This is a genomic window from Bradyrhizobium sp. CCGUVB23 (genome assembly GCF_024199885.1).
In the GTDB taxonomy this organism is placed as follows: Bacteria; Pseudomonadota; Alphaproteobacteria; order Rhizobiales; family Xanthobacteraceae; genus Bradyrhizobium.
Window position 1 is genome coordinate 3,546,410 of the sequence record NZ_JANADQ010000001.1, and the last position, 25,864, is coordinate 3,572,273.

A 25,864-nucleotide genomic window follows, 5' to 3' on the forward strand; every position below is an offset into this window, starting at 1 on the left:
GCAGGATTTTTTTGCAGGAGGGACTGGCAATGAGATTGGCTGCAAAGGGCGTGACCGCGATCCTCTCGATCCTCACGATCGGCGCCGCGCTGACGCTGCCGCTATCGAGCGCATTCGCAGGCGACGACAAGGACACCGGCAACAACGTCACCGAGGACCAGATCGTGCGAGCGCTGGCGCCGCCGAAGAAGCCCCTGACGCGCGGCCTCTCGATCGGACCGCAAACCACCGATCCGGCGCCGAGCACCGCCGAGACCAAATTGCTCCAGAGCGTGCGGGGCCGCGCCACGCGCTCGCTCTCGGTGACCGAACGCGAGGAAATCGCAACCGCCGCCAAGGACAAGCCGAATATCGATCTCGAGATCACCTTCGACTACAACTCGGCCAACATCAGCGCCAAGTCGATGCCGTCCGTGCAGGCGCTCGGCCGCGCGCTGACCAATCCTGACATCAAGGGCTCGACCTTCGTCGTCGCCGGCCACACCGACGCCGCTGGCGGCGAGGGCTACAACCAGGACCTGTCCGAGCGCCGCGCTGACGCGATCAAGCGCTACCTCGTCGACAAGTATAGCATTCCCGCGGCCGACCTCGTCACCGTCGGCTATGGCAAGAGCAAGCTGAAGGATCCGAGCCAGCCGATGGCGGAGGTCAATCGCCGGGTGCAGGTCGTGAATATGGAAAACAAGACCACCGCGTCCAAGTGAAGGCGGCACATTGTTCAGGTGACCGGTCGTAATGTCTGTAAATTCGAGTGTCCGATGCGCGTCCCGCAAACCCTGCGGGACGCAGCTTCGTTTCGGGGAAACTCTTTCAATAGCGGCCGCGAGCTCGCGGGCCGTGAGCCAGGCAGGATGATCCGGCGATGAACATCACCGAATATATCAAGCCTGCGGGAACCGCGCTGTTCATCGTCGCGCTCGGCGTCGGTTATTACTGGTTCGAGAACCGCCATCGCCCGGAGGTAAAGGAAACACCCGGAGACGCCGTGGTGGTCGTGACGAAATCGACCAATGCCTGCTTCTCCGATCTGGTGCGCGTGACCGGCTTCTTCGTGCCGCGCCGCGAGGCCGTGGTGACCGCCGACCAGGAAGGATCGCGCGTCACCGACCTCTTCGTCGCCGAAGGTGCCACCGTCACCGAGAACCAGGAACTGGCGCGGCTGAGCCCGCCTCCGCAGATGCCGGGCCAGCCGGCGCGACCGGGACCGCAAGGACCGATCTCGCTCAAGGCGCCCGCAGCAGGCCTCGTCACCGAAGTCCGCACCGTCGTCGGCGCTCCGGCCTCGCCGCAGGCCGGCCCGATGTTCCGCATCGCCGTGGGCGGCGAGATCGAACTCGATGCGCAGGTGCCGGCCGTGCATATGCCAAAACTCAATCCCGGCGCGACGGTGCGGATCAGCCGGGACGATGCCCCCGACCTGATCGGGCGCGTCCGGCTGGTCTCGCCCGAGATCGACCGCGCCACGCAGCTCGGCCGCGTCCGGATCAGCGTTGCCAACAATCCGTCACTGAAGGTCGGCATGTTTGCCCGCGCCTCCATCGACGCCAAGCGCAGCTGCGGCGTTGCGGTTCCCAAGACTGCCATTGACCATCTCACCGTCCAGGTGGTCAAAGGAAACACGGTCGAGACGCGACGGGTGCGGGTCGGGCTGACGTCCGACACCGCAACCGAAATCCTGGAAGGTCTCGACGTCGGCGAAATCGTCGTGGCCGACGCCGGCTCTTCGCTCCATGACGGCGACCAGATCAAGACAGTCTTCGCCGATGAACTCGATCGATCGCGAGTACGCTGATGGCTCTCAATATCTCGGCATGGTCGATCCGCAATCCGCTGCCGTCGGTCGTCTTTTCCATCATCCTCCTGATCCTGGGCTGGGTGTCCTTCACCAAGCTCGCGGTGACGCGATTGCCTTCGGCCGACATCCCCGTGATCTCGGTCGCAGTGTCGCAGTTCGGTGCTGCGCCTGCGGAGCTTGAGTCGCAGGTCACCAAGACAGTTGAAGACGCAGTCTCCGGCGTCGAGGGCGTGCGGCACATCACTTCGCAGATCACCGACGGCCTGTCGGTGACCACGATCCAGTTCGCGCTCGAGACCAATACCGACCGCGCGCTGAACGACGTCAAGGACGCGGTGACGCGGGTGCGCTCCAACCTGCCGCAGAACGTCACCGAGCCCTTGATCCAGCGCGTCGACGTCATCGGCCTGCCGATCGTCACCTATGCCGCGATCTCGCCCGGCAAGACGCCGGAACAGCTCTCCTATTTCGTCGACGACGTGGTCAAGCGCGCGCTGCAGGGCGTGCGCGGCGTCGCCCAGGTCGAGCGCATCGGCGGTGTCGAGCGCGAGATTCTGGTCTCGCTCGATCCTGACCGGCTCCAGGCCATGGGCCTCACCGCCGTCAATGTCAGCCAGAGCCTGCGCGGCACCAATGTCGACGTCGCCGGCGGCCGCGCCGAGATCGGCAAGAACGACCAGGCGATCCGGACACTGGCCGGCGCCAAGACGCTGAGCGATCTGGCCGGCACCATGATCCCGCTGTTCGGTGGCGGCGAGGTCCGGCTCGACGATCTCGGCACTGTCACCGACACCATCGCCGATCGCCGCACCTTCGCCCGCTTCAACGGCGAGCCGGTGGTCGCCCTCGGCATCAAGCGCTCGAAGGGCGCCAGCGACGTGGTGGTCGCCGCCGCCGTGCAGAAGCGCATCGATGCGCTCAAGATCGCCTATCCCGACGTCGACCTGAAGCTGATCGACACCTCGGTCGAATACACCAAGGGCAACTACGAGGCCGCGATCTCGACCCTTTTCGAGGGCGCGATCCTTGCCGTCATCATCGTGCTGCTGTTCCTGCGCGACCTGCGTGCCACCATCATCGCCGCGATCTCGCTGCCGCTGTCGATCTTCCCGGCCTTCTGGGCGATGGACCTGCTCGGCTTCTCGCTCAACCTCGTCAGCTTCCTCGCCATCACGCTGTCGACCGGCATCTTGGTCGACGACGCCATCGTCGAAATCGAGAACATCGTGCGGCACATGAACATGGGCAAATCGCCCTATCGTGCCGCACTGGAAGCCGCCGACGAGATCGGGCTCGCGGTCATCGCGATCTCGCTGACGATCATCGCGATCTTTGCGCCCGCCAGCTTCATGTCCGGTATCGCCGGGCAGTTCTTCAAGCAGTTCGGCATCACCGTCTCGGTGCAGGTGTTCTTCTCGCTGCTCGCCGCGCGCTTCGTCACCCCGATGCTGGCGGCCTATTTCCTCAAGCATCACAATCACGAGGAGCCGCCACCCGGCCGCGTGCTGCGCACTTACCACAAGATCGTGGCGTGGTCGGTGAAGCACTATTTCATCACCGTGCTGATCGGCTTCGGCATCTTCGCCGCCTCGATCTGGAGCATCACGCTGTTGCCGCAGGGCTTCCTGCCGGCGCAGGACAGCGCACGATCGCTGCTCGCGATCGAGCTGCCGCCGGGCACCCAGCTCTCCTATACCGAAAAGGTAACCGAGGACATCGTCGCGCAGCTGCGCAAGCGGCCCGAGGTGAAGAGCGTGTTCGTCGACGGCGGCCGCGTCCCGCCGGGCACGCAGGAAGTCCGGCGCGCCTCCCTGATCATCAACTATACGCCGAAGCACGACCGCAAGATCACCCAGCGCGAGCTCGAGTTTTCGATCGGCCGGGAGCTGGAAAACATCCCGGACATCCGCTTCTGGTTCCTCGACGAGAACGGCCTGCGCGCAATCTCGCTGGTCGTCACCGGCGTCGACGCCAACATCGTCAACAACGTCGCGAGCGAGCTTGCGACGCAGATGAAGCGGATCCCGACCATCTCCGACGTGATCTCGGAAACCGCGCTCGAGCGGCCCGAGCTGCGCATCGAGCCCCGCGCCGAGCTTGCGGCTCGACTGGGCGTCTCGACCGAAATCCTGTCGCAGACCATCCGCGTCGCGACCATCGGCGACGTGGGACCTGCGCTCGCGAAGTTCGACGTCGGCGACCGTCTGGTGCCGATCCGCGTTCAGCTCGAGGACGCCGCGCGCGGCAATTTGAAAACCCTCGAACAGTTGCGGGTGCCGCTCGGCGAGCACGGAGAGAAGGGCGGCGTACCGCTCTCGGTCATCGCCGACGTCAAGCTCGACCAGGGTCCGACCACCATCAACCGCTACGACCGGGAACGCCAGGCGACCGTAGCCGCCGACCTCGTCGGCCACGCTGCGCTCGGCGATGCCACCAGGAAGATCTACGAGCTGCCGGTGATGAAGAGCCTGCCGAAGGGCGTGAGGGTCAGCCCGTCCGGCGACGCCGAAAGCCTGAACGAGCTGTCGGACGGTTTTGCCACTGCAATCACCGCCGGCCTGCTGATGGTCTATGCCGTGCTGGTGCTGTTGTTCGGCACCTTCCTCCAGCCGATCACCATCCTGTTCTCGCTGCCGCTCTCGATCGGCGGCGCGATCGCGGCACTGCTCGTGACCGGCAAGCAACTCACAACGCCGGTGTGGATCGGCATTTTGATGCTGATGGGCATCGTGACCAAGAACGCGATCATGCTGGTCGAGTTTGCGATCGAAGCAATCCGCGCAGGCAAGCCGCGTGACGAAGCCATGATCGACGCCGGCATGAAGCGCGCCCGCCCGATCGTGATGACCACGATCGCGATGGTCGCCGGCATGATGCCGAGCGCACTCGCGGTCGGCGCCGGCGGCGAGTTCCGCTCGCCGATGGCACTTGCGGTGATCGGCGGCCTGATCTTCTCGACCGTGCTGTCGCTGGTCTTCGTGCCCGCGATGTTCATGGTGATGGATGACATCGGCGCGCTGATCTGGCGCTTCGGCAAGCGGCTGATCGTGCACAGCGCCGATACCGACGCCGACGAGCACCATGGTGCGCCGACGGTTACGGCTGCACCTGCTGAAGCAACACCGGTGCCAAAGAGCATCGTGCACCCGGCGGCGGAGTAGGATTTACCTTCTCCTATTCATTCCTCGCAATCGACGTCAGCTTGGACATGTTCTTCAGCAGAATCCGACCGCGCTGCAGGTCCAGGATCGCTTCCTTGCGCCAGGCCTGGAGCTGACGGTTGACGCTTTCGCGGGCGGCGCCGACGAAGACGCCGAGCTGCTCCTGCGAGATATGCACCTCCGAACCGAAATCGGCCGCCAGTGCGCAAAGCCTGCGGGCAAGCCGCACCGGCAGGGGCTGGAGCATGGACTCTTCCATACGCTCGCTCTGCCAGCGGATGCGCTGGCACAGCAGCGTGATGATCTTGATCGCGACCTTCGGCTCGCGTTCCAGGAAGGAGAGGAAATCCTCGCGTCGCAGCACGAACAGCTCGCTGGCCTCGCCCGCGGTCGCATCCGCCGTGCGGTTCTGGCCGTCGAGCACGGCGACCTCGCCGAACAGGTCTCCCGGCCCCATGAAATTCAGCGTCAGCCGGCTGCCGTCGGAGGAGCCGGTTTCAATGCGGACCTGACCGCGGCGGACGCCGAACAGTGCATCGCCGGGGTCCCCCTTCTGGAACAGCACTTCGCCATTCGCCAGATGCTGGGTGTGGCAGAGATTGGACAAGCGCTGCAGTTCGTCTGCACCGAGGTCGACGAACATCGGATTCATTCTCAGAATGACCGCAAATTCGGCCTGTTTGCTCATTGCAATTTCCTTTGCAGGACCTTGGTAATCCCCCCTTGGCAATTCCCCCCTTGGCAATTCCCTTGGAACCATCAAACATCAGAGTCGCGGAAAACCCGCGGAGAGAAGTGTGTCATAAGTCACATAATTTTGCAGCACCCCTTGTTTATTTTTGGCCGCTTGGAGCGGTTTCCCCTCCCGGGATAAACTGACGGGCAACGGACGGGTGAGCGGGCCCGGCCGGGTTCGACGCCGCCAACCGTTTGGAAAGTCGACATGAGAGCAGTGAAATTCGCCGGCGCTGCGGTCGCCGCCCTCACCATCGTCATCGCGCTTCTGCTGGTGATCGGTGTCCCCTCCGGGTTCCTGACCTCGGCGATCACCTCGCGGGTGGAAAGCGCGACCGGCTACCGCCTGACGATCGCGGGCACCACGAAGGTCAGCCTGTGGCCGACACTGAACGTGACGCTGAGCGACCTCACGCTCCAGGATCCGAAGGACCGCACCGGCATCAGCCGCCTCACCATCGACAGCGTTCAGGCCGACATGTCGCTGGCGAGCGTGTGGTCGGGGCATCCGAGGATCTCCGATCTCCTCGTCACCCACCCCGTGCTCTACCAGCCGCTGCTGCGCGAGCGCATGCCGACGAGTGCTTCCGCACCGAAGCCGGCCGTGCCGCTTGACGTAGGCGGGTTCAGCATCAAGCACGTCACCATCACAGACGGCGAAGTGGCGTTTTCGGTCGCGCGTGACCGTGTCGAAAGCCGGCTCAGCGCGATCAACGCGGACGCGACCGTGAATGCCGATAGCAAGGTCAATTTCAAGGGCACGGCGCGGGCCGGCGATCACGACATCAAGTTTGACATCAAGGCAGTGGCGCCTGCGGCGCCGGTCGAGCGACAGACGATCCCGCTCGACTTCGCCATCGACGCGCCGAGCCTGCTGCAATCCCAGCTCAGCGGCCACGCCGAGGCGCGGCTGAACAACTCGGTCGTGATGATCAATAGCATCAACGGCACGCTCGGCGAGGGCGCGTTCAACGGTTGGGCCTCGGTCGACATCGCCAGCAAGCCGCTGGTCAAGCTCGATCTCGACTTCCAGCGGCTCGACATTCCCCTGTCGAAATCCGCCGACGGCGCCGCCGGTCAGCCCTGGAGCGACGCGCCGATCAGCGTCTCCGGACTCAACTATGTCGACGCGCAGATGCGGGTCTCGGCGACCGAGGCCAACATCGGCGAAGCGCGTTTCGCACCTCTCGCGCTCGATGCAAAGCTCGCGGGCGGCGTGCTGAAGGCCGGTACGGCCAATCTCGGCGCCTATGGCGGCCAGGTCTCCGGCGAGGTGATTTTGGATGCGACCAGCGGCGCGCCGAGCTTTGCCATGCATTCCGACCTGGTCGGCGTGCGCGCATTGCCGTTGCTCAAGGGGCTCGCCGATTTCGACCGGCTCGACGGCAAGCTGCAAGCGAAGATCGCGGTGCGCTCTGCAGGCACCAGCCAGCGCGCCCTGATGGCCAACATGCAGGGCACGGTGTTCGCCAATTTCCAGGACGGCGCCATACGCGGCATCAATGTCGCGCAGATGATCCGCTCGCTGACCACGTCCACACTGTCAGGCTGGCAGGACAGCCAGGAGCAGAGCACGGATCTGACGCAGCTCTCCGCCTCCTTCCGCATCGACAATGGGCAGGCGGTGACGACCGATCTCAATCTCGTCGGCCCGCTGGTGCGCGTGACCGGCGCCGGCACCATCGCGCTCGACACCAAGATGATGGGTTTTCGCGTCGAGCCGAAACTGGTGATGACCACCGAGGGCCAGGGCCGCACCTCCGATCCCGTCGGCTTCGGCATTCCCGTGATGATCGAGGGCCCCTGGTCGCAGCCAAAGATCTATCCGGACATGGCGGGCGTGCTCGACAATCCGGAGGCTGCCTACGCAAAGCTGCGCGAGATGGGCAAGGGCCTGTTCGGCCCCGATGGCGCCAGCCTCGGCAACATCCTGGGCAGTCTCGGTCTCGGCGGCACTGCGCCAAACGGAAACAATGCCGGCAGCGCCAATCCGCAAGGACAGCCGTCGCAAAACAATCCGCTCGGCGGGTCGCTGGGCGAGGCGATCGGCAATCTGATCCAGCAGGGCCTGTCCGGCGGCGCCCCCGGAACCAGCACCGGCCGCAGCCGGAGCCTGCCGGGATCGCCCACCCAACCGGCACCGCAAGCCTCGCCCGCTCCGCCGGCCCAGGACAACCCGTCCGCCGAGCAGCAAAATAGCCAGCCGATGAATGACGTGCTGCGCCAGCTGTTTAACCGGTGATTTTTGCGGCGGCGCGTGTCCCTCGAATAGTCTTTTCCGGCCTACCCTCCCTGGAGAGGGAACCGAAAGGGCTGGGTTTGCAGCGACAATTAATCTCCTGTTCGGCCAGCGCCTTAGCCCATATCCGGCAAGCCTGGGCGGTTGTGCAGGCGGAACTGTGCTAGAACGGCGGGCAGCCCCTGCATCGGCCGTGGCGCGTGAGGATCTGGATGGCGGGAGCGAGAGACAAGACCTGGTTTTTCCGCGAGGGCCTGTTCGCCAAATATGTCGTCTCCCTCGTCGGCCTCGTCGTGTTCGTGCTCGCGGTCAACGGCGCGATGGAGACCTGGATCTCTTATCGCGCCACCAGGACAAGTCTGACCGATGGCCTCGAGGAGAAAGCGCAAGCCGTCTCCAAGCGTATCGAGCAATCGATGTCCGATCTCGAGCGCCAGATCAGCTGGGTGACGCGCGCCTCGCAGGACACCATCGAGAAGCGCCGCGCCGACTATGTCCAGCTCCTGAACCAGGTCTCGGCCGTAAGCCGGCTCACCCAGCTCGACGGCGAGGGCAAGGTGGTGCAGCGCGTCTCGCGCGCCGCGGTCTCCAGCGGCAGCAGCACGGACTACGCGCGCGACACGCGCTTCACCGACGCCGTCGCCCGCGGCACCAGTTACACGCCGGCCCATTTCGTCGACCAGGAGCCGTTCATATCGATCTCGGTCGCGCATTCCGGCTTCAAGCCCGGCGTCACGCTGGCCGAGGTCGACCTCGGCTTCCTCGCCGACTTCCTGTCCGACGCCCAGGTCGGGAAGGTTGCGTTTGCCTATGTGGTCGACCCGCATGGCAGAGTGCTGGCAGCATCGTCGAAGGGGCCGGAAGTCGCCGCCGACCTTTCGAAGCTGCCGCAGGTCGCAGCCGCGCTCGCCTCCGACCGCGACGGCGCGTCCTCCGGCGCCGACTTCAACGGCCATGCGGTGCTGACGGCCACAAGCGAGGTGCCAAAGCTCGGCTGGACGGTGCTGTTCGAGCAGCCGACTGCGCAGGCGCTGACGCCGATCCGCGACCAGCTGGTGCGGATCGGACTCCTGATCGGCATGGGCCTGCTGGTCGCGATCCTCGCCGGCACGCTTCTGGCGCGTCGCATGCTGATCCCGATCACCGCGCTCAGCGCCGGCGCGCACCGGCTCGGCGAGGGCGATTTCAGCCACCGCATCGACGTGCGCACCTCCGATGAGCTGGAGGGACTGGCAAATCAGTTCAACAGCATGGCGAACCAGATTCAGGAGACCTATTCGAGCCTGGAGACCAAGGTCGAAGCGCGCACGCGTGACCTCGCGCAGTCCATCAACGAGCTTAAGGTCCTCGAAGAAGTCGGCCGCGCCGTCGCCTCCTCGCTCGATCTCGATGCTGTCTTGCCGACGATTGCCGCCCGCGCGCTCGAGATCAGCCAGGCCGACGCAGTCTTGATCTACGGTTACGATGCCGACAAGCACCAGTTCAACCTGGTCGAGGCCAACGGCATCGACAAGTCGGTCGAAGGCGCGCACATCACCATCGACGAGGGCGCGAGCCCGCTCGGCGAAGCCGCGCGGAGCGGCGAGCCGATCGCGCTTCCCGATCTCGATGAGGCGACCAGGCAGCCATTGCGCGACGTCGCCGTCAACGCCGGCTTCCATTCCGTGCTCGTGGTGCCCCTGGTCGACCAGCAGGGCACGCTCGGCTCGCTGGTGGTGCTGCGCCGGGCGAGCGGCGAGTTCGCAAGCAGCCTCACCGGATTGATGCGCACCTTCGCGCATCAGGCGGTGCTGGCGATGCGCAATGCGCGCCTGTTCACCGAGGTCGACCACAAGGGCCGCGAGCTTGCGGCCGCTCATGAGACCGTGCAGCAGCAGGCGGCAAAGTTGCAGGAGCAGACCGAGCAGCTCCGCAACTGGAATCGCTCCCTGGAAGAGCGCGTCGAGAAGCAGCTCGGGGAGATCGGACGCATCAAGCGCCTCGAGCGCTTCCTCGCTCCGCAGGTCGCGCAGCTCATCGCCTCCTCCGACGGCCACGATGCGCTGCTCGACAGCCACCGCCGCGAGGTCACAGTCGTGTTCTGCGACCTGCGCGGCTTCACCTCGTTCACCGAGGCGACCGAGCCGGAAGAGGCAATGAACGTGCTGCGCGAATATCACGCAGCGCTCGGCGAATTGATCCACCGCTACGAAGGCACGCTCGACCGCTTTGCCGGCGACGGCGTGATGATCCTGTTCAATGCGCCGATCCAATTTGCCGACCACACCAAGCGCGCGGTGAAGATGGCCGTCGAGATGCGCGATACGATCGGCAAGCTGACCGAGAAGTGGAAGAACCGCGGCCATTCGCTCGGCTTCGGCGTCGGCGTCGCGCTCGGCTATGCCACGCTCGGCCAGATCGGCTTCGAGCAGCGCCTGGAATATGCCGCGATCGGCAGCGTCACCAATCTCGCCTCGCGGCTATGCGACGAGGCCACGGCCGGCCAGGTCGTGGTGGCGCGGCGCGTTTATGGCATCGTCGAGCCCTGGGTTGAAGCCCGCCCGCTCGACGATCTCCAGCTCAAGGGCTTCAATCATCCCGTGCTCGCAATGGAGATCTTGAGCTGGCGCGAGGAAGTCGACAACGTCGTGGATGCATCGGCGGCGCGGCGCAGGATGTGAGCTATTGCGGCTCCTTCAGCCGTGAGGAGCGCAAGGACATGCCCCAGCGTCGTCCTGGCGAAAGCCAGGACCCATACCGCGGAATCTATCAATCGCGGATGGTCGTAGTACCGAACGAATAGTCTTCGCCAAATTTCTCCCTGTGGTTATGGGTCCTGGCTTTCGCCAGGACGACGGCTGAGATCGGTGCACCACCTTCCGCAGTGGCACTATGAGATTTCCGCCACCCCTCCCACGAACCACATCCCTCCTTCCCACGACTAACCATCGCCTCAGCGACGAGGCTCAAGTTTGCATGGAGACGACCGTGACGCTTGCCCCGCCTTCGCGCGCGTATGATTTGCAGATGCTGGATCGCGCCGTCGATCGGCAGAGCGATAGCGGCTGGGTGTTCGGCCTGCCGCCGGGCATCACGAGCGAGCAGTGGCCGCTCGATCCCGTCTCCGGCTATCCGCTGATGCACGGTTTCACGCTTCTCTTGCCTCCCGACTATCGCGTGCATGGCGGGGGCATCGTCGCGCTGTCGTTCTTCGCGCCCGCCCTTGACCACAATGACGGCGGCCCGCCCTACGATCCTGAATTCCGCGAGGCGATCGCAGCACTGCCCGCACATCCGCGCACGTTTCGCATGAAGGATGTTCTCGAATACGAATACGCAGCCCTGTTGCTCACGCAAGCCGAATATGACGGCGCGTTCGCGACACCCCCCGAGCCCTCGAACCTTGCGACTTTCGAACGGCCTCGCTGGCTCGCTGTCGGCGGAGCGGCTGCCTTCGACGAATTGGCGGACAGCCGTACCGGCTGTACGTCGAAGTTGTTTGCGAGGCCGCCGCGCGCTGTGCTCGCCGAGAACCGCGCGATTGTCGCAAAACCGCGCGCGACCGACCCCAATGCCGGCAAGGCGCCGCGCGACGACTTCAGACATCGCGGCGAGCCGACAGGCTATCAGCCCTACTACTACTATGTCGGCGGCGAGACACGCCGAGAAAATTTCCGCCTGCATGACTGGGTCAAGGACCACGCCCAGAATCACATCGGCGGCACCATGCGGCCCTGCCAGGCCCTGCCGGAGATGAGCCCGTTCTACGTCGAGTTCGAGGAATATTTCGGCGGCTACAATTTCGGCGGCGGCAATGCGCAGCTCGATTTCAGGGATATGAAGTTCGACTGGGCGTGCGGTTAGCGCAGGCACCGCACACCGCTCTTCGCCGCTCACACGCCCCGCTTCAGCCCCATCGCCTCGAACTGCGCCTTCTGCTCGTCGGTGAGGCCCCACTCGAAATCGTCGAGCGCATCGCCGACGCTCTTCACCGCCTCGAGCATGCTATCCAACCGCGCTTTCACGGCCTGGAGGCGGGCTTGCGGGGTGCGCAGGTTCTGCGGCGGACAGGGGAGCAACGCTTCCATGGTGCCCATCGTGGTGTCTTGCAGCACCTCCAGCGCGGCGCGCTTGGTGTCGTCGAGGCGAAGAGCGGTCGCGATGTCGTCCGCTGGCCATTGCTGCTTGACGAGCTGCTCGTACTGGCGCTGGGCCTGCTCATCGCTCTGCGGCTCAGCGGGCGCCTTGCAGGCTGCGGCCTGCATCTCCTTGCGCTTGGTCTCGGCAGCATTCGCGCGACTGTCCTTGCCGAGCGCGTTGAGGCGCGACTTCTGCTCGTCGTCGAGCAGGCCGTAGAATTTTGCAAGCCGCGGCGCGACCGCATCCACTGCGTTGATCATCGCCTCGAGGCGACGCTGCATCAGCGCGAAGCGATCGAGCGCATTGGCGGCCGCCTCGGTCGGGCAGGAGCCGCGGATGGTCGCACCCGCAGCGCCCCAGGCGCTGACGAGCTCGTCGAGGCCGGCGCGCTGAACTTCGTTCGGCTGCACCGTGCGCAGGATCGCATCGACGGGAAGGCCGACGGCATCGCCGGTGTCGCAGAGCTGTTGGAGCTCGGGGACCCTGCGGTGACGGCGGCCGGGCGCCGTATAGGCGGCGAGCTCGGTCGGGGCATAGGGCGCGAAGATCGCGGCATAGATATCGCCATAGCCATAGGCCCACAGTGCGGTGCCATCGCCGCGCATGGTGAAGTCGGTGATGTCGTCATCGGCGAACGGCCAGAACAGCGGGCCGACCCAGCCATAGGTGCCGTCGGCGTGCTGCCACCAGCCCTGCTCGGCGCGGCCGCCGCGCCAGCCGGCGAGCGCCGCAACCGCCGTGAGCTGCGCCCGAACGGTCGGGCGCACGGCGTCCGCGGCAGAGCGGAGATCCTGCGGGCGCAGCGCGGCCATCCGGACACGGCCGTGCCGCGAGGACATGCGCATGTGGCGGATGCCGGCAACGCCGAGCATCCGGCCCATCGCGAAGCGCGCGACGCCGAGAGGACCGCCGATCCGCAGGCCGAAGCCGGCCTCGGCCACGTCAGGCAGCATCGCGAGTGTGACCAGCGCGATCCCCGCGGCCGCAATTCCCCGGCGGGATTTCGACATGATGGTCACCTTGGCTCCCTCCTCCGCGCCAAGTCCCTGCGTCAAGTCCCTGCGTCAAGCCGCATCTCGTCACAACGTCAATGACGCGCGGTAGAACAGAAAGTTCCCGCGCTCAGGTCACCCACCCTGCAATTTGCGGGATCGAGAACCCTCACCTTGCCTTGCGCGGCAAGACGAATGTCTGGCCGGGATAGATCCGGTCGGGGTTGTGGATCTTGTCGCGATTGGCGTTGTAGATCAGGGCGTAGCTGAGGCCGTCGCCGTAGGCGCGGCGGCTGATCTGCCAGAGGCTGTCGCCCCGGATGACGATGCGGCTCGAGGTAATCGAACCCGTCGACTCCCCCTTCGAGCGCAACGGACCCTTCTCGACGGGCGGTGCGGTGGCGAGCGCCAAAACGGATTGTGCGGTGCTCGGCGGCGCGGCCGAGCTGTCATCCTTGGCAGACGTTTCCTTGGACGATTCCTTGGAAGTTTCTTTGGCGGGCGTTTCTTTCGCAACCTTGGCGACATCGGTACGCGCTTGTGCAGCGCGCGGCGGCTGGGCCATGGCGTTCAGCGTCACGGGGACGTCGGTTCTCGATTTCGAAACGCTCCCGTCCGGCGCCGTCGATTGCAGGCTGAGCTTGTAACTGCCCGGCGGCAACTTTGGCGGCGTCATCACGAAGAGGCCGGATGCGTCGGCGACCGCGGAAGCATGGCTCTCGCCATCGCGTAGCAGTTCGACGCGTGCGCCCGGCGCGGCGCGGCCGGCAATCACCGCCTCGCCGTCCTCATCGACGCGGGCGACATCGAAACGCGGCCCGGTCTCCTCGCTAGCGGCCGGCGACGGAGCCGTTGGCGTCGGCAGATCGGCAAGCGCGGTCTGGGCTTTGCCGAGGGCAGTGGCGACGTCATTGCTGGGCGCCGCTGACGGTGCGACGGACGGCGCGCCCGGCGGCAGGAATGTGGGCGGCGCGGCGAGCGCCGTCCCGGCTTCCGGCTTGGATTCGACCTTGGCCTTGCCGTCGGCGACCTTGACCTCGGGCCCGCCGCGCAACGCCTGCCACAGCCCGCCAGTGCCGACGACGATCGCGGCACCGCCGGCCGCAACCAGCAGGAGCGAGCAAACGGCAACTGTCGCCTTCGATGCGATCACCATGAATCCCAACGCCCCTTACAGCCCTTCACGACAAATCACGCCCGCAAACTGCGCTCAATTCGCGCGCGCATCAAGCTGGCAATTCGATCATCCGCAATCGGTCACAGCTTCTGACCGATAGGGCCGCAATGGTACGCGTTCCCAAATAGGATCAAACCTTCAACCCGCGGGTTGTCGCAATCGCTGATGGCGGAACAATCCGGCCGGTGGGTGTCAGCGGAAACTGCATCACGTGCGCACCGGGCCTTCGGGGCCGGACGGTTTTTTGCGTGCGAAACTCAAGAGGCGAAAGGATGTCTGTCGGCTATCGATTACTCCCTCTCGTTGCGGCGCTTGCTCTGATCTGCGCCCCCGCACAAGGCCGCGACGACGGCCGGTTTGCGAATTCCCCCCTCAAAGGCTGGTTCGAAAGCCTGCACAGCAAAGGCGGCGGACCGTGCTGCGCGGATGCCGACGGCACCGCGGTAGCCGATGCCGACTGGGACACGAGGGACGGCCATTACCGCGTTCGTCTTGAGGGTATGTGGGTCGAGGTGCCCGACGACACCGTCATCACCGAGCCGAACCGCGCCGGTCGCACCATGGTCTGGCCGTACTACGTCAACGGCCGCACGCTGATCCGCTGCTTCATGCCTGGCAGCATGACGTGAGGAGTTGGGACTCTCGTGTCCCGGTTCAGCAGCGCAGCGTGCAACGATGCGCTGCTGAACCGGGACCTAGCGTTGCAGTTCGGTGTGGGCCCAGGATCAGCAACCCATCACGCCGCGAAGGGCGGCGCGCTGCGCAGCATCCGGGGCACAGAGAGCGGAGCGGAGTCGAGCTACGCCGCCCTGAGATCTTCGACGAAGCGGTTGACCTCGCGCTTCAGATCGTCCGACAGGCGCGACAGCATCTTGGCGGAATCGAGCACCTCGCCGGCGGCCGCACCCGTCTGGCCGGCAGCCTGCGAGACGCCGGAGATGTGACGTGAAACCTCCGTGGTGCCCTGGGAGGCCTGCTGCACGTTGCGGGCGATCTCACGTGTGGCGGCGCCCTGCTCCTCGACGGCAGCGGCGATCGCGGCCGCGATCTCGTTGACGCGCTGGATGGTGGTGCCGATCGACTGGATCGCGGTCACGGACGAGCGCGTCGCGCCCTGGATAGCGGCAACCTGGCCGGTGATCTCCTCGGTCGCCTTCGCGGTTTGCGTGGCGAGATTCTTCACCTCGGCTGCGACCACGGCAAAGCCGCGGCCCGCTTCGCCGGCGCGCGCGGCCTCGATGGTGGCGTTGAGCGCCAGCAGGTTGGTCTGTTCGGCAATGCCCGTGATCAGTTCGACGACATCGCCGATGCGTTGGGCGGCGTCCGCGAGCGCCTGCACCTCGCCATTGGTGCGATCGGCTTCCGCCGCAGCAGCCCCGGCAATGCTCGAGGATTCCGCAACCTGGCGGCTGATCTCGGCGATCGAGGCCGACAGCTCTTCCGTGGCGGCGGCAACCGTCTGCACATTGGACGACGCGTCGCCCGACAGGGACGCAACGGAGGCCGCTTTCGACGAGCCCTGCTCGGCGGTCGACGACATCGACTGCGCGGTGGCGTTCAGCTCGCCGGACGCCGAGGCGAGCGTATGCAGCGATTCCGTCACGGTCTTCTCGAACTCTCCGATCAGCCGCTCGACGGCAAGCTGGCGCCGCTCCTTCCGGCCCTGCTCGGCCGCCTGCTCCTCGGCGAGGCGATCACCCGTGATCATGTTCTCCCTGAAGACGGACACCGCACGCGACATCTCGCCGATCTCGTCGCCACGCTCGATGCCGGCGAGCTCGATCGCATAGTCGCGCTCGGCAAGCGAACGCATCGCCTGGGTCAATTTCCGGATCGGGACGCTGACGCGGCGGTTGACGAGGATGAAGCCGAACACGGTGATGGCGAGCGCGACCAGCATCATCGCGCCGTTGAACACCAGGCTCCACTTCGCCGAGGCCATCTGCTGCCCGGCACGCGCGACCATCTCGGCAAGCGCGACCTGACCAGCCTCGACGCTGGAGTTGAGGATGGCGGTGTTGAGCTTGGAGAGATCCTCGATCTTGATGTCGATCGTCTGGTTGTTGCTCAGCGCCTTGATGAAACCCTGCTGGCGCTCGACCATGGCCGCGGCTTCGCCCTGCTTCGAGCGCGCGACCACATCGGTGAGGCTGGCGGGCGCGTCAGCGCGGCCGGCTGCATCCAGCACCTGGCTCCAGGCCTGCTTGGCACGGCCGGTATCCTCGGCGGCGCCGACCATGTCGGCGGCGCTCCAGGGTTTTGCGCTGGCCGCCGCGGCTTCCAGGCGGATCGCGACCAGGCCGCCGAAATTGCGCGCCGCCCAGGCCGACTGCTTCACCCCCAGGAGGTGATCGACCACGGGATCGCCGAGCTTCAGCGCATTCTCGAGCTCGCCCGTCAACGCCAGAATGCCGTCGAGATAATCCTGGGCGGTCTTGCGGAAATCGTCGGCGACCTTGGCGTCACGACTGGATTTCGGCTGGTGGATGGCAGCTTCCGCCTTGGGCCGAAGCGGCACGAGTGTGTCATGGATCGCGACCAGCCTGCTCAGGGCACTGGCGAGACGGGAATCGGTCACGCCCTCGAGACGCTCGAGCACGCTCTTATAGGCGGCTTCCGACAATTGCCGGTTGGTGGCGATGCGGTTGTCGGCATTGGCGTTGGCCGGCCCCTCCGCGAGCAGCGCCGACAGGAAGGTGCCACGCTCCAGGCGAAAGCCGAGCAGGGTCGCAAACAGCTGCTGGTCGGTGCCGGCATAACGATCGAGCTTCTGCGCCGCGGCGTTGCGCTCGACGGCGCCATAGAGCCCGGTCGCGAGCTGGGCGATCAGAAACAGGCCGAGGATGCCGATGATGGCGCCGAGAACCGAACGTATGGAGGGATTGCCGAACAATTTCATTGCGGGGCCGCATCCTCTAAAAAAGATGCAGAAAATTACCGTCGCGCTCCTAAGATTTGGTTCACCTCGATACCGGCAAAGGCCGTCGCATCGGATGAAGGCGCGCGGAAGGGCAAACTCCGCAGAACTACGGAGGACACGCCCCGGACCCAGCGCCGACCTTCAGGAGCGTTCGGCCCCGCGCACTTCCGCGAACTCGGCATCGGGATGCGCGACGATGGTCGCGAACATGATGCCGCTGATGATGATCGACCAGGCGGTGTCCCAATAAATCCAAAACACGTCAGCCTCCGCAAAAGCCTCCCGCCGCAAGCAGCAATTCTAGAACAGCCGGGCGACGATGCCGTTCCTCTTCTGCTGCGGCGTGTCGGCGCACCCAAGAACCAATTCCTGCACCAATTCTTGCACCAATTCTTGCACCAACTCTTCGACCAGCATCTTGGAGCCAATATCTTGCCGAACTGTCACTTGTTGGTCGGCGGCGGCCTCCGGTCGGTTTGATCGGTGCGATGCTTTGCCACCACGTCTTCATCGCGCCGGCTGGTTTTTGGGCGTGGCGGAAATTTAGGCTGGCCGGCTTTGCGGCGCCCAATCGATACAATTTCGACATCGATCGATCCAAACTGGATTTTGGCGGAATGGCAGGGAGGCCTGTATCCTCGCCGGCAACCAAGAGAAGCCATGCCGGACGGCAAGGGCGATTTTGGAAAGCTGGAGGAAGCCTGATGTCCCGACCGACCCGCCGTACTGCCCTGCAACTGCCGCTTGCGGCATGCGCCGTCGTCCTCGCCACCCACCTTGGAGCAAGCGCCGGCATGGCCGACACATTTGCCTATGTCGGCAATGCCGACAGCAACGACATCTCGGTCTTCCGCATCGACGACAAGGGCGAGATGAGCCCGGTGCAGACCGCGCCTTTCGCAGGCATCGAGAAGCCAGGCTCCTCGACGCCGCTGGCAGTGACGCCCGATCACCGCGTGCTGATCGCCGGCGTGCGCTCGCAGCCGTTCTCGGCCGTGAGCTTTGCCATCGATCAGAAGACCGGCACGCTCAAGCACATCGGCAACGGGCCGCTCGCCGACAGCATGGCGTATGTCATGACCGACCGTACCGGCAAGTTCGTGCTCAGCGCCTCCTATGGCGGCAACAAGGTCGCGCTCAATCCGCTGCTCGATACCGGCGTCGTCGGCGAGCCCAAGCAGGTCATCCCGACGGGACTGAATGCGCATGCCTTCATCCCCTCGCCCGACAACCACTTTGCGTTTGCGACCAATCTCGGCTCCGACCAGGTGCTGGCCTTTGCATTCAACGCCGCCACCGGCGAGCTGACGCCGAGCGATCCGCCGGTCCACAAGGTGCCCGAGAAATCAGGTCCCCGGCACTTCGTTTTCCACCCCAACGGCAAATACGTCTATCTCATCCACGAGCTGAACGGCGACGTCGCCGCGTTCAGCTATGACGCCAAGACCGGCGGGTGGAGCGAGATCCAGCGGACCACCGCGCTGCCCGAAGGCTTCACCGGCAAACCCTGGGCCGCCGACATCCACGTCGCGCCCGACGGCCGCTTCCTCTACGCCTCGGAGCGGACCACCAACACGCTGACCGCCTACAAGATCGATCCGGCAAGCGGCAAGCTCGCCACGGTTGGTACCGTGCCGACCGAGAAGCAGCCGCGCGGCTTCAACATCGATCCCACCAGCCGCTATCTCGCCGCCGTCGGCGAATTGTCCGACGGCATGTCGGTCTACGCGATCGACCAGGCCAGCGGCGCGTTAACCAAGCTGAAGTCCTATCCGACCGGCAAGAAGCCGAACTGGGTGGAGTTCGTCACGCTGCCGTAAGTGTGCGGGAGCCGCGACCGACCTACGCAATCATCCGTAGTTTCGGTCGCGGCTCGCTGCCGTCATACTCCGGCACGCAATGGATCGTCATATTGTCTTCAAATGCCCGCAGACCGGCATGAACGTTCAGCATCGGCTCATGGCCGAGCCGACGGATGCCAAGGATACGCACGACTCGGTCATGTGTCCGGCGTGTGCGCGCCTGCACCTGATCAATCGCACCACGGGCAGGCTGCTCGGCGAACGCCGCGGCTGACGGATGGCACCAGGCGCCGAACCTGATCTTCAATCCCGCGACTAATCAAGGGCTTGCCGTGGACGCGCCTGCGGCATTTGCTCCTGCCTGGGCACCGGGGGCGCCATGGTCTGTGCCCCCGCCATCTGCTATCGAGTGAAGCGTTTGATCCCGTGGATTAGTCCGATGCGTCATTGCACCCGCATGTCCAACAAGACCCTGTTTCCCGTGGCCGTCGCCGCCGCATTGGGGCTTGGCCTTTTTCTTGGCCCCCTCCCGGCCCGCGCCGCCGATGAGGAGGCGCCCAAGGGACCGGCCGTCACGGTGCTGAAGGCGGCAAAGTCCTGTTTCTCCGACATCGTGGAAGCGAGCGGCACGATCATCGCACGCGAGGAAACCTCGGTGCGGCCCGAGCGTCCCGGATTGAAGGTGACGGAGGTCCTGGCGGAAGCCGGCGACACCATCACCGCCGGCCAGGTGCTGGCGCGGCTGGCCTTGCCCGAAGGCGGCACAGTCCAGGTGACGGCGCCGGTTGCAGGCATGATCTCGGCTTCGACGGCGCAGATCGGCGCGCCGGCCTCGGCGCGCGGCGAAGCGCTGTTCTCGATCGTGGCGCGCAGCGAATATGACCTCGTCGGCCTCGTCGCCACCGCCGACATCAAGAAGCTCGCGGTGAACCAGCCGGCGACCGTACGCATCGCGGGTGCCGGCGACATCGACGGCAAGGTGCGCAAGATCGGGCCGACGGTCGAGCCGAACGTCCAGCAGGGCATGGTCTATATCGGCATCTCGACGCCGCGGCGGCTGCTGGTGAATTCCAGCGGGCGCGCGCTGATCAAGACCGGGCAGAGCTGCAATATCGCGGTCCCGCTGACCGCCGTGCAGTACAGCCCCGCCGGCACCGTGGTGCAGATCATCCGCCGCAACCGCGTCGAGACCAAGCGCGTCGAGATCGGGCTGATGTCCGGCGGCAATATCGAGATCCGCGACGGCGTCAACGAAGGCGACATCGTCGTCGCCCGCGCCGGCGCGCTGTTGCGCGAAGGCGACCCGGTACGCCCCGTGATGGCGAGCGCTGAGACGAAGTAACGCTTAAGAAGGGTTCTTGTCCCGGACGCACTGCAGCGTGCAACGCTGCTGGGCTGAGCCGGGACCCATCTCTTTCGAAGACTCCGCAAAAAGGCATGGGCCCCGGCTCAGCAGCGCATCATTTCATGATGCGCCGCGTCCGGGGCACGAGACTTTGCTGGAGACTTTGGTGGATATGAAGGACTAGCCGCCGGCCTGGTCGAACTGGACGTCTTCCAGGAGCGAGGACGACACGGTCGGGACCTGGTCGCCTTCGGAGGCGCGGGAGATGGCGACGCGGGTCTTGTTGAAGACGCTTTCGGCGCTGCCCTGCGCATTGAGGTTGTTCAGGAGTTCGCTGACCAGCACGCTGTGATCGCCCTTGCCGTCGTCGGCGACCTTGCCGGGCGAAGCGGAGGAGAGGATCAGCGCGTTGTCGGGCGCGCTGATCGGCGCCAGCCCGTGGCTGTAGGAGCGGAAGCGGCGCTCATAGGGGTTGCGGCGCGAGGCATCGACGACGACGAGCTTGGCCTTGGCACCCTGCTCCTTCATCATCTCGAGCACGCTCTCAATCGAGACGCCCTGGCGGCGGACGTCGCTTTCCTTCCAGATCACGGCGTCGACCGGCAACATGTAGCTCTCGCGGCCGGCCTGCACACCGTAGCCGCCGAAGAACAGCATGACGACGCTGTCGCGTGTGATCTTCGACTTCAGGCGGTTGACGGCGCGGACCATGTCGTCCTTGCTGGCGTCCTCCACCATGTCGACGTCGAAGCCGCCCCTGCGCAGCGAGGACGACAGCGCGCGCGCGTCGTTGATCGACTGCGACAGCGGCGCATTGGCGTCGGGATAATGACCATTGCCGATGACGAGGGCGAGGCGCGAGGTGTGGCCGACGGAACCGGTCACCTCAGCGGTCGAGACCGCCTTGGCGGCATCGAGGGCGCGCATGTTCAGGGCAGCGTGGGCGCCGATCGCCAGCGACACCGTGCCGATCAGAGCGGCGGCGACCGCAATGGTACGTCGGGAAATGTCGAGCTGCCTTACATTCATCTCGGTTCATTCCTGTCAGGAGCCATCGCAACGCGCGTACCTGTTTGAGTAGCGCGATGGCGTCTTTAGGTTTGAGGGATTGGCCGGGGATGTGTCCCCGAATTGCGCGCAATTTGCGGCGCCGCACCAAACAAACCCTTAACCGGATATCGCCCCCGGGGCAATAGATTGCCCTTCTTTTCAGCTAAACCACTGAATATACTGGTTAATTGCTGACGCCGCAGATGGGCCTTTTTTCATCCTTTCGGCCCCTTTTCAGGGCCGAACAAGCAGTTCCCGTCGCGACTTTTTCTGTGACATCGGTCACATTTGTGTTCCACGCGAATTCGTGACACTTTTCAAATACTTGCGGAAACACAGGCGCGCTGCCGGGACGACGCGCCGTGAACCCCGGCAAGGCCCCGCGCGACCAGGTAATTCATGAGCTTTCATTATTTCGCCGGGCACGCCTTCCGCGCCCTGACGGCACGGAAGGACGGCCCCTCGCTTTATGACCTCTGCGATCCCGTGCTGGCGGGCCCGGCCACCGGCGATCCGCATCTGGCAAAGTTCTACAAGACTGCGCTCGGCAATCCGGCCCTGCGGGCGCTGCTCCGCCGCGCCGGCCTGCCCGACCTGCGCGATGAGGCGAGGCTCACCCGGCTGCGCGCGGCGCTGACCCGTGCCCGCGACGATGCCGAGCCCGACTGGGAGGCGGTCGGCCGTCCCGTCGCCGACCTCCTCGACACCATCGCGCTCGACCATCCCAAGCCGCCACCAATGCCGTTCAACGGTGCGGGGCCGGCGCTGGCGGAGATCGACAACGTGATCCGCGACTGCGCGCATCATCTGCTGCGCAGCTACCGCCAGAACGGCTTCCTGCCGACCTATGCCGCGTTCAACCTGATCGGCGATCCCGACCTGCGCGGTCGCGAGCTGATCATGGCGCTGACCGGCCTGAACTCGCGCGGCTACAAGAACTCCTCGCTGCTGTTCAACCTGGCGCGTATCTTCGTCGCGCGCTCGAGCGCAGGCGCCATCATCAATCCGCCCTGGCGGGGCATCGCCGAGCCGATGTGGGAGCCGGTGCAGATCCGTCACCGCTCGGCCTATTACGACGCCTTCTTCATCGAGGCGCTGCTCGCCTATGGCGAGACCGGCCTCGCCTCGCCCGCCGACGCCAAGGCCGCGCAAGCCGCGATCGCCGACATGGTCGATTTCTGCATCAACATCAGCCGCGAGGAAGTGAAGGGTGCGGACGGCGCGCGCTTCGACGTCATCACTGCGCTGGCGCCGGCGCCGCATCCGCGCTTCTCGCGCTTCTTTGCGCAGATCAAGCAGGACCTCGGCTTCGGCGTCTACGTGCCGGACTGCGACACCACGGCGTGCTCGTTCTCTGCTGCGACGCAGGCAGGCAGCGAGGATCCGATCCTCGGCCAACCGCTGCTCGATTTCTACGCCGGCTACCAGGTGCGCGAGGGCGTCAACGAGCCGCGCGTCACCGTGCCGCTCAACGACAACATCGATTACGAAGGCGGCGTCGCCACCTGGATCGACAATCTCGCTGGCGAGCGGCCCTACGGCAACGATCTCGATCCGACGCTGAACCTCGACATCCTCGAAGTGTCCTTCCGCAATCTCAAGCGCTGGAAAATTCTGGAGACGCCGGCGCGGCTCGCCACCGTGCATCGCATCGTCGCCTTCCAGAAGCGGCTGGCGGCGAGCGGCGCCTTCGCCAATCCGCGCTCGCACATCTATTATCTGCCCGAGCTCTACAGCGCCTATTTCGGCCGCTGCTATGCCGCCTTCCTGTCGCTGCCGCTGGCGGCCCAGGCCGCGATCGATCCCGACGGCGCCTTCGATTTCATCCGCGCCCGCGTGCTCGGCTATGTCCAGGGCGAGATGCTCGTCGCCGAGATGAATGCATTCGACGCGGCGCTCGCCTTGATCGCGCTCGGCCATCTCGGCGCCGATCCCAAGACCTTCGCGCCGGCGCTGAACTGCATCGTCAGAGCTCTCGGCGAAGGCGGCCGCCGCGGCCCGTTCGGCGCCTATGAATGGAACAAGATGAAGACCCCGACGCGGATCCTGGTCGGCGGGCCGGAGGTGACGTCGGCCTTCGTGCTGATGGGGCTGGCGGTGGCAAGGAAGGTGATGGCGGGGCGGAGGTAAAAAGGTCTCGTGCCCCGGACGCAGCGCAGCGCTTCTAAAGCGGTGCGCTGCTGAGCCGGGGCCCATGCCACCGAGAGTGCACCCGCAATCTCTGGGTCTCGGCTCTGCGGAGCAGCGTTTCACGCCCCACCGCGTCCGGGACACGAGCCTCCAATCACGATGACAGGAAGTTGAAAGCCCATAAGTTAGGCAGGTGCTGGCCCGGCGGCCAAATACCGACCACAATTGCTGGGCTTATCGGGATTTTCATCAGACGCGGACCGGCATGTCGCGAACATTTCTTGGCTTGACTATCCTCCTCGCCTTGCCGTCGCTGGCGCAGGCTGCCGACATCACCGGCACGGCAAAGGTCCGCGACGGCGATTCCGTCCAGATCGGCAATACCCGCATCCGCATCGGCGGCATCGACGCGCCATCGAGCGACCAGCTCTGCCTCAACACCAAGGGCGAGCGCTGGACTTGCGGCGTGGCGGCGCGCGAGGAGCTCGCCAAATATGTCGAGGGCAAGAACTGGGTCTGCCATGCGAGGTCGATCGACCGGCGCGGCCGCACCGTGGCGCGCTGCGAGGTCGACGGCGAGGACATCCAGAAATGGCTGGTGCGGAGTGGCTGGGCGCTGGCCTTCACGCGCATCTCCCACGACTATGAAGCCGACGAAGCGGTCGCGCGCGAAGCCAAGGCCGGCATGTGGCAGGGCGCCTTCATCGCCCCCTGGGACTGGCGCGTGCGCAACAAGAAGACCGCGATCCTCGGCGCCACCAAGCCGCCCGAAGGAGCGCATGCGATCCTGCTCGCCTCGGCGTCGGGCCCCGTCGCGCCCTCGCCGGATTGCACCATCAAGGGCAACGTCAACAGCGCCGGCGAATGCATCTTTCACCAGCCGACCAGCCGCTGGTACGCTCAGATCAAGATGAAGATCAGCAAGGGCACCCGCTGGTTCTGCTCGGTCGAGGAAGCCGAAGCCGCCGGATGCCGCGAGACGCGGCGATAGCCATGTCCGGGCGATCGCTTCTTGCATGATTATCCCGCGTTTTACGTGCTTTTCTTGGCTCCCCACGGCGCGTAAAAAGCGTGAGCCGATGATCCTCCAGACCGTCTTCATCACATAAGGAAGAACAACAATGACCGTTCGCGCGGGCCGGGAATTTCTGGCCATCCCCGGGCCCACCACGATGCCCGACGAGGTGCTGCGGGCGATGCATCGTCCGGCGATCGACATCTACTCCAAGCAGATGACCGATCTGACCGAGAGCCTGATCAGTGATCTCTCAAAACTGTTCGCGACCAAGGGCAAGTCCTACATCTACATCGCCAATGGCCACGGCGCCTGGGAAGCCGTGCTCAGCAATGTGCTGTCGCGCGGCGACAAGCTGCTGGTGCTGGAAAGCGGCCGCTTCGCGATCGGCTGGGGCCATGCGGCATCCCTGATGGGCGCCGAGGTCGAGGTGCTCAGAGGTGACTGGCGCCGCGCGGTGCGCCCGCACGAGGTCGAGGAGCGCCTGCGCCGTGACAAGGAGCACAAGATCAAGGCCGTCGTCGTCGTGCAGGTCGACACCGCCTCGGGCGTGCAGAACGACATCGAGGCGATCGGCAAGGCGATCAAGGCGAGCGGCCACCCGGCGCTGTACATGGTCGACACCGTGGCTTCGCTCGGCTGCATGCCGTTCGAGATGGACAAATGGGGCATCGACGTCGCGATGTCCGGCTCGCAGAAGGGCCTGATGACGCCGCCCGGCCTCGGCTTCGTCGCGGCGAATGATCGCGCGCTCGAGGCGCACAAGAAGGCGAACATGGCGACGCCCTATTGGAGCTGGAGCGAACGCGAAGGCACCGAGCATTATCGCAAATATGCCGGCACCGCGCCGGTGCATCTGCTGTTCGCGCTGCGCCAGGCGATCGACCTCTTGCACGAGGAGGGCCTTGAGAACGCATTCCGTCGGCATAGCCTGCTCGGCGAAGCCGCGCGCCGCGCGGTCGCGATGTGGTCGGAGGGCCAGGTGCTCGGCTTCAATATTCTGGAGAATGGCGAGCGCTCCAACACGGTGACGACCGTGACCGTGGGCAACGGGCATGATCCCGCGGTGCTGCAGCGCTATTGCAAGGACAAGTGCGGCGTGGTGCTCGGCACCGGCATCGGCGATCTCTCCGGCCAGGCCTTCCGCATCGCTCATATGGGCCACGTCAACGCGCCCATGCTGCTCGGCACGCTCGGCGTGATCGAAGTGGGCCTCAACGCGCTGAAGATCCCGCACGGCAAGGGCGGCCTCGAGGCGGCGGTGGCGTATCTCGGCGAGCAGGTCGGGGCTTAGGCTTCTTCGCCTCTCCCCGCTTGCCGGTGAGGGGGACTCTCCGCGAGTCCAATTCTCACCGTCCCCGTGGAGGCTCCCCCTCACCCCACC

General features: G+C 65.4%; 18 protein-coding genes. 13 read left to right on the forward strand and 5 right to left on the reverse strand.

Going from position 1 to position 25,864, the window contains the following annotated elements:
• Nucleotides 1-29 precede the first annotated feature (29 nt).
• The 3 genes from NLN62_RS16180 to NLN62_RS16190 all read left to right on the forward strand — a co-directional run bounded on the left by NLN62_RS16180 (nt 30) and on the right by NLN62_RS16190 (nt 4,956).
• The gene (locus tag NLN62_RS16180) at nt 30-704 is read left to right on the forward strand and encodes an OmpA family protein (RefSeq protein ID WP_027526365.1); all 675 of its coding nucleotides are present in this window, start codon (nt 30-32) and stop codon (nt 702-704) included.
• Between the two features lie 158 nt (nt 705-862).
• Entirely contained in the window at nt 863-1,792 is a 930-nt protein-coding gene (locus NLN62_RS16185; protein ID WP_254109378.1) for an efflux RND transporter periplasmic adaptor subunit, read from the forward strand.
• On the forward strand, nt 1,792-4,956 hold the full coding sequence (locus tag NLN62_RS16190; protein WP_027526367.1) for an efflux RND transporter permease subunit: 3,165 nt from the start codon (nt 1,792-1,794) through the stop codon (nt 4,954-4,956). The genes NLN62_RS16185 and NLN62_RS16190 overlap by 1 nt, the downstream gene beginning before the upstream one ends.
• A 13-nt stretch (nt 4,957-4,969) precedes the next feature.
• On the opposite strand, the gene NLN62_RS16195 is transcribed toward NLN62_RS16190, so the two are convergent.
• Nucleotides 4,970-5,644, reverse strand: coding sequence for a Crp/Fnr family transcriptional regulator (locus tag NLN62_RS16195; protein ID WP_027526368.1), 675 nt, complete (start codon nt 5,642-5,644; stop codon nt 4,970-4,972).
• Between the two features lie 255 nt (nt 5,645-5,899).
• Between NLN62_RS16195 and NLN62_RS16200 the strand changes: the two genes are divergently transcribed.
• The 3 genes from NLN62_RS16200 (at nt 5,900) to NLN62_RS16210 (ending at nt 11,773) form a co-directional block, all read left to right on the forward strand.
• Nucleotides 5,900-7,933, forward strand: coding sequence for an AsmA family protein (locus NLN62_RS16200; RefSeq protein ID WP_254109380.1), 2,034 nt, complete (start codon nt 5,900-5,902; stop codon nt 7,931-7,933).
• A 209-nt stretch (nt 7,934-8,142) separates the two neighbouring features.
• Complete coding sequence (locus NLN62_RS16205; RefSeq protein WP_027526370.1) at nt 8,143-10,590, forward strand: adenylate/guanylate cyclase domain-containing protein; 2,448 nt, start codon at nt 8,143-8,145, stop codon at nt 10,588-10,590.
• A 307-nt stretch (nt 10,591-10,897) separates the two neighbouring features.
• Nucleotides 10,898-11,773, forward strand: a complete 876-nt coding sequence (locus tag NLN62_RS16210) for a hypothetical protein (RefSeq protein WP_254109382.1) — start codon at nt 10,898-10,900, stop codon at nt 11,771-11,773.
• Between the two features lie 29 nt (nt 11,774-11,802).
• On the opposite strand, the gene NLN62_RS16215 is transcribed toward NLN62_RS16210, so the two are convergent.
• Together NLN62_RS16215 and NLN62_RS16220 are read right to left on the reverse strand one after the other, a co-directional pair.
• The gene (locus NLN62_RS16215; protein ID WP_027526372.1) at nt 11,803-13,059 is read right to left on the reverse strand and encodes a Spy/CpxP family protein refolding chaperone; all 1,257 of its coding nucleotides are present in this window, start codon (nt 13,057-13,059) and stop codon (nt 11,803-11,805) included.
• Nucleotides 13,060-13,210: 151 nt separating this feature from the next.
• Nucleotides 13,211-14,197 (reverse strand): LysM peptidoglycan-binding domain-containing protein, encoded by a 987-nt coding sequence (locus NLN62_RS16220; RefSeq protein ID WP_027526373.1) that lies wholly within the window; start codon nt 14,195-14,197, stop codon nt 13,211-13,213.
• 293 nt (nt 14,198-14,490) lie between these two features.
• On the opposite strand from NLN62_RS16220, the gene NLN62_RS16225 reads away from it, so the two are divergent.
• Nucleotides 14,491-14,847, forward strand: coding sequence for a hypothetical protein (locus NLN62_RS16225; protein WP_027526374.1), 357 nt, complete (start codon nt 14,491-14,493; stop codon nt 14,845-14,847).
• A gap of 170 nt (nt 14,848-15,017) precedes the next feature.
• Here NLN62_RS16225 and NLN62_RS16230 read toward each other — a convergent pair whose 3' ends face one another.
• Nucleotides 15,018-17,117 (reverse strand): methyl-accepting chemotaxis protein, encoded by a 2,100-nt coding sequence (locus NLN62_RS16230; protein ID WP_254109384.1) that lies wholly within the window; start codon nt 17,115-17,117, stop codon nt 15,018-15,020.
• 725 nt (nt 17,118-17,842) lie between these two features.
• Between NLN62_RS16230 and NLN62_RS16235 the strand changes: the two genes are divergently transcribed.
• The 3 genes from NLN62_RS16235 (at nt 17,843) to NLN62_RS16245 (ending at nt 20,282) form a co-directional block, all read left to right on the forward strand.
• Nucleotides 17,843-18,958 carry a lactonase family protein gene (locus tag NLN62_RS16235; protein WP_254109386.1) on the forward strand — a complete coding sequence of 372 codons (1,116 nt, stop codon included), beginning with the start codon at nt 17,843-17,845 and terminating at the stop codon, nt 18,956-18,958.
• A 118-nt stretch (nt 18,959-19,076) separates the two neighbouring features.
• Complete coding sequence (locus tag NLN62_RS16240; protein WP_254109388.1) at nt 19,077-19,214, forward strand: hypothetical protein; 138 nt, start codon at nt 19,077-19,079, stop codon at nt 19,212-19,214.
• Nucleotides 19,215-19,379: 165 nt separating this feature from the next.
• Entirely contained in the window at nt 19,380-20,282 is a 903-nt protein-coding gene (locus tag NLN62_RS16245) for an efflux RND transporter periplasmic adaptor subunit (RefSeq protein WP_198031876.1), read from the forward strand.
• 183 nt (nt 20,283-20,465) lie between these two features.
• Here NLN62_RS16245 and NLN62_RS16250 read toward each other — a convergent pair whose 3' ends face one another.
• A complete protein-coding gene (locus NLN62_RS16250; protein ID WP_027526378.1) occupies nt 20,466-21,314 on the reverse strand; it encodes a caspase family protein in 849 nt (282 codons plus the stop codon).
• Between the two features lie 420 nt (nt 21,315-21,734).
• On the opposite strand from NLN62_RS16250, the gene NLN62_RS16255 reads away from it, so the two are divergent.
• The 3 genes from NLN62_RS16255 to NLN62_RS16265 all read left to right on the forward strand — a co-directional run bounded on the left by NLN62_RS16255 (nt 21,735) and on the right by NLN62_RS16265 (nt 25,774).
• Nucleotides 21,735-23,465: a hypothetical protein gene (locus tag NLN62_RS16255; RefSeq protein ID WP_254109391.1), complete on the forward strand. Its 1,731-nt coding sequence runs from the start codon at nt 21,735-21,737 to the stop codon at nt 23,463-23,465.
• Nucleotides 23,466-23,730: 265 nt separating this feature from the next.
• On the forward strand, nt 23,731-24,456 hold the full coding sequence (locus NLN62_RS16260) for a thermonuclease family protein (protein ID WP_254109393.1): 726 nt from the start codon (nt 23,731-23,733) through the stop codon (nt 24,454-24,456).
• A 130-nt stretch (nt 24,457-24,586) separates the two neighbouring features.
• Nucleotides 24,587-25,774 (forward strand): alanine--glyoxylate aminotransferase family protein, encoded by a 1,188-nt coding sequence (locus NLN62_RS16265; protein ID WP_027526381.1) that lies wholly within the window; start codon nt 24,587-24,589, stop codon nt 25,772-25,774.
• The last annotated feature ends 90 nt before the right edge of the window (nt 25,775-25,864 follow it).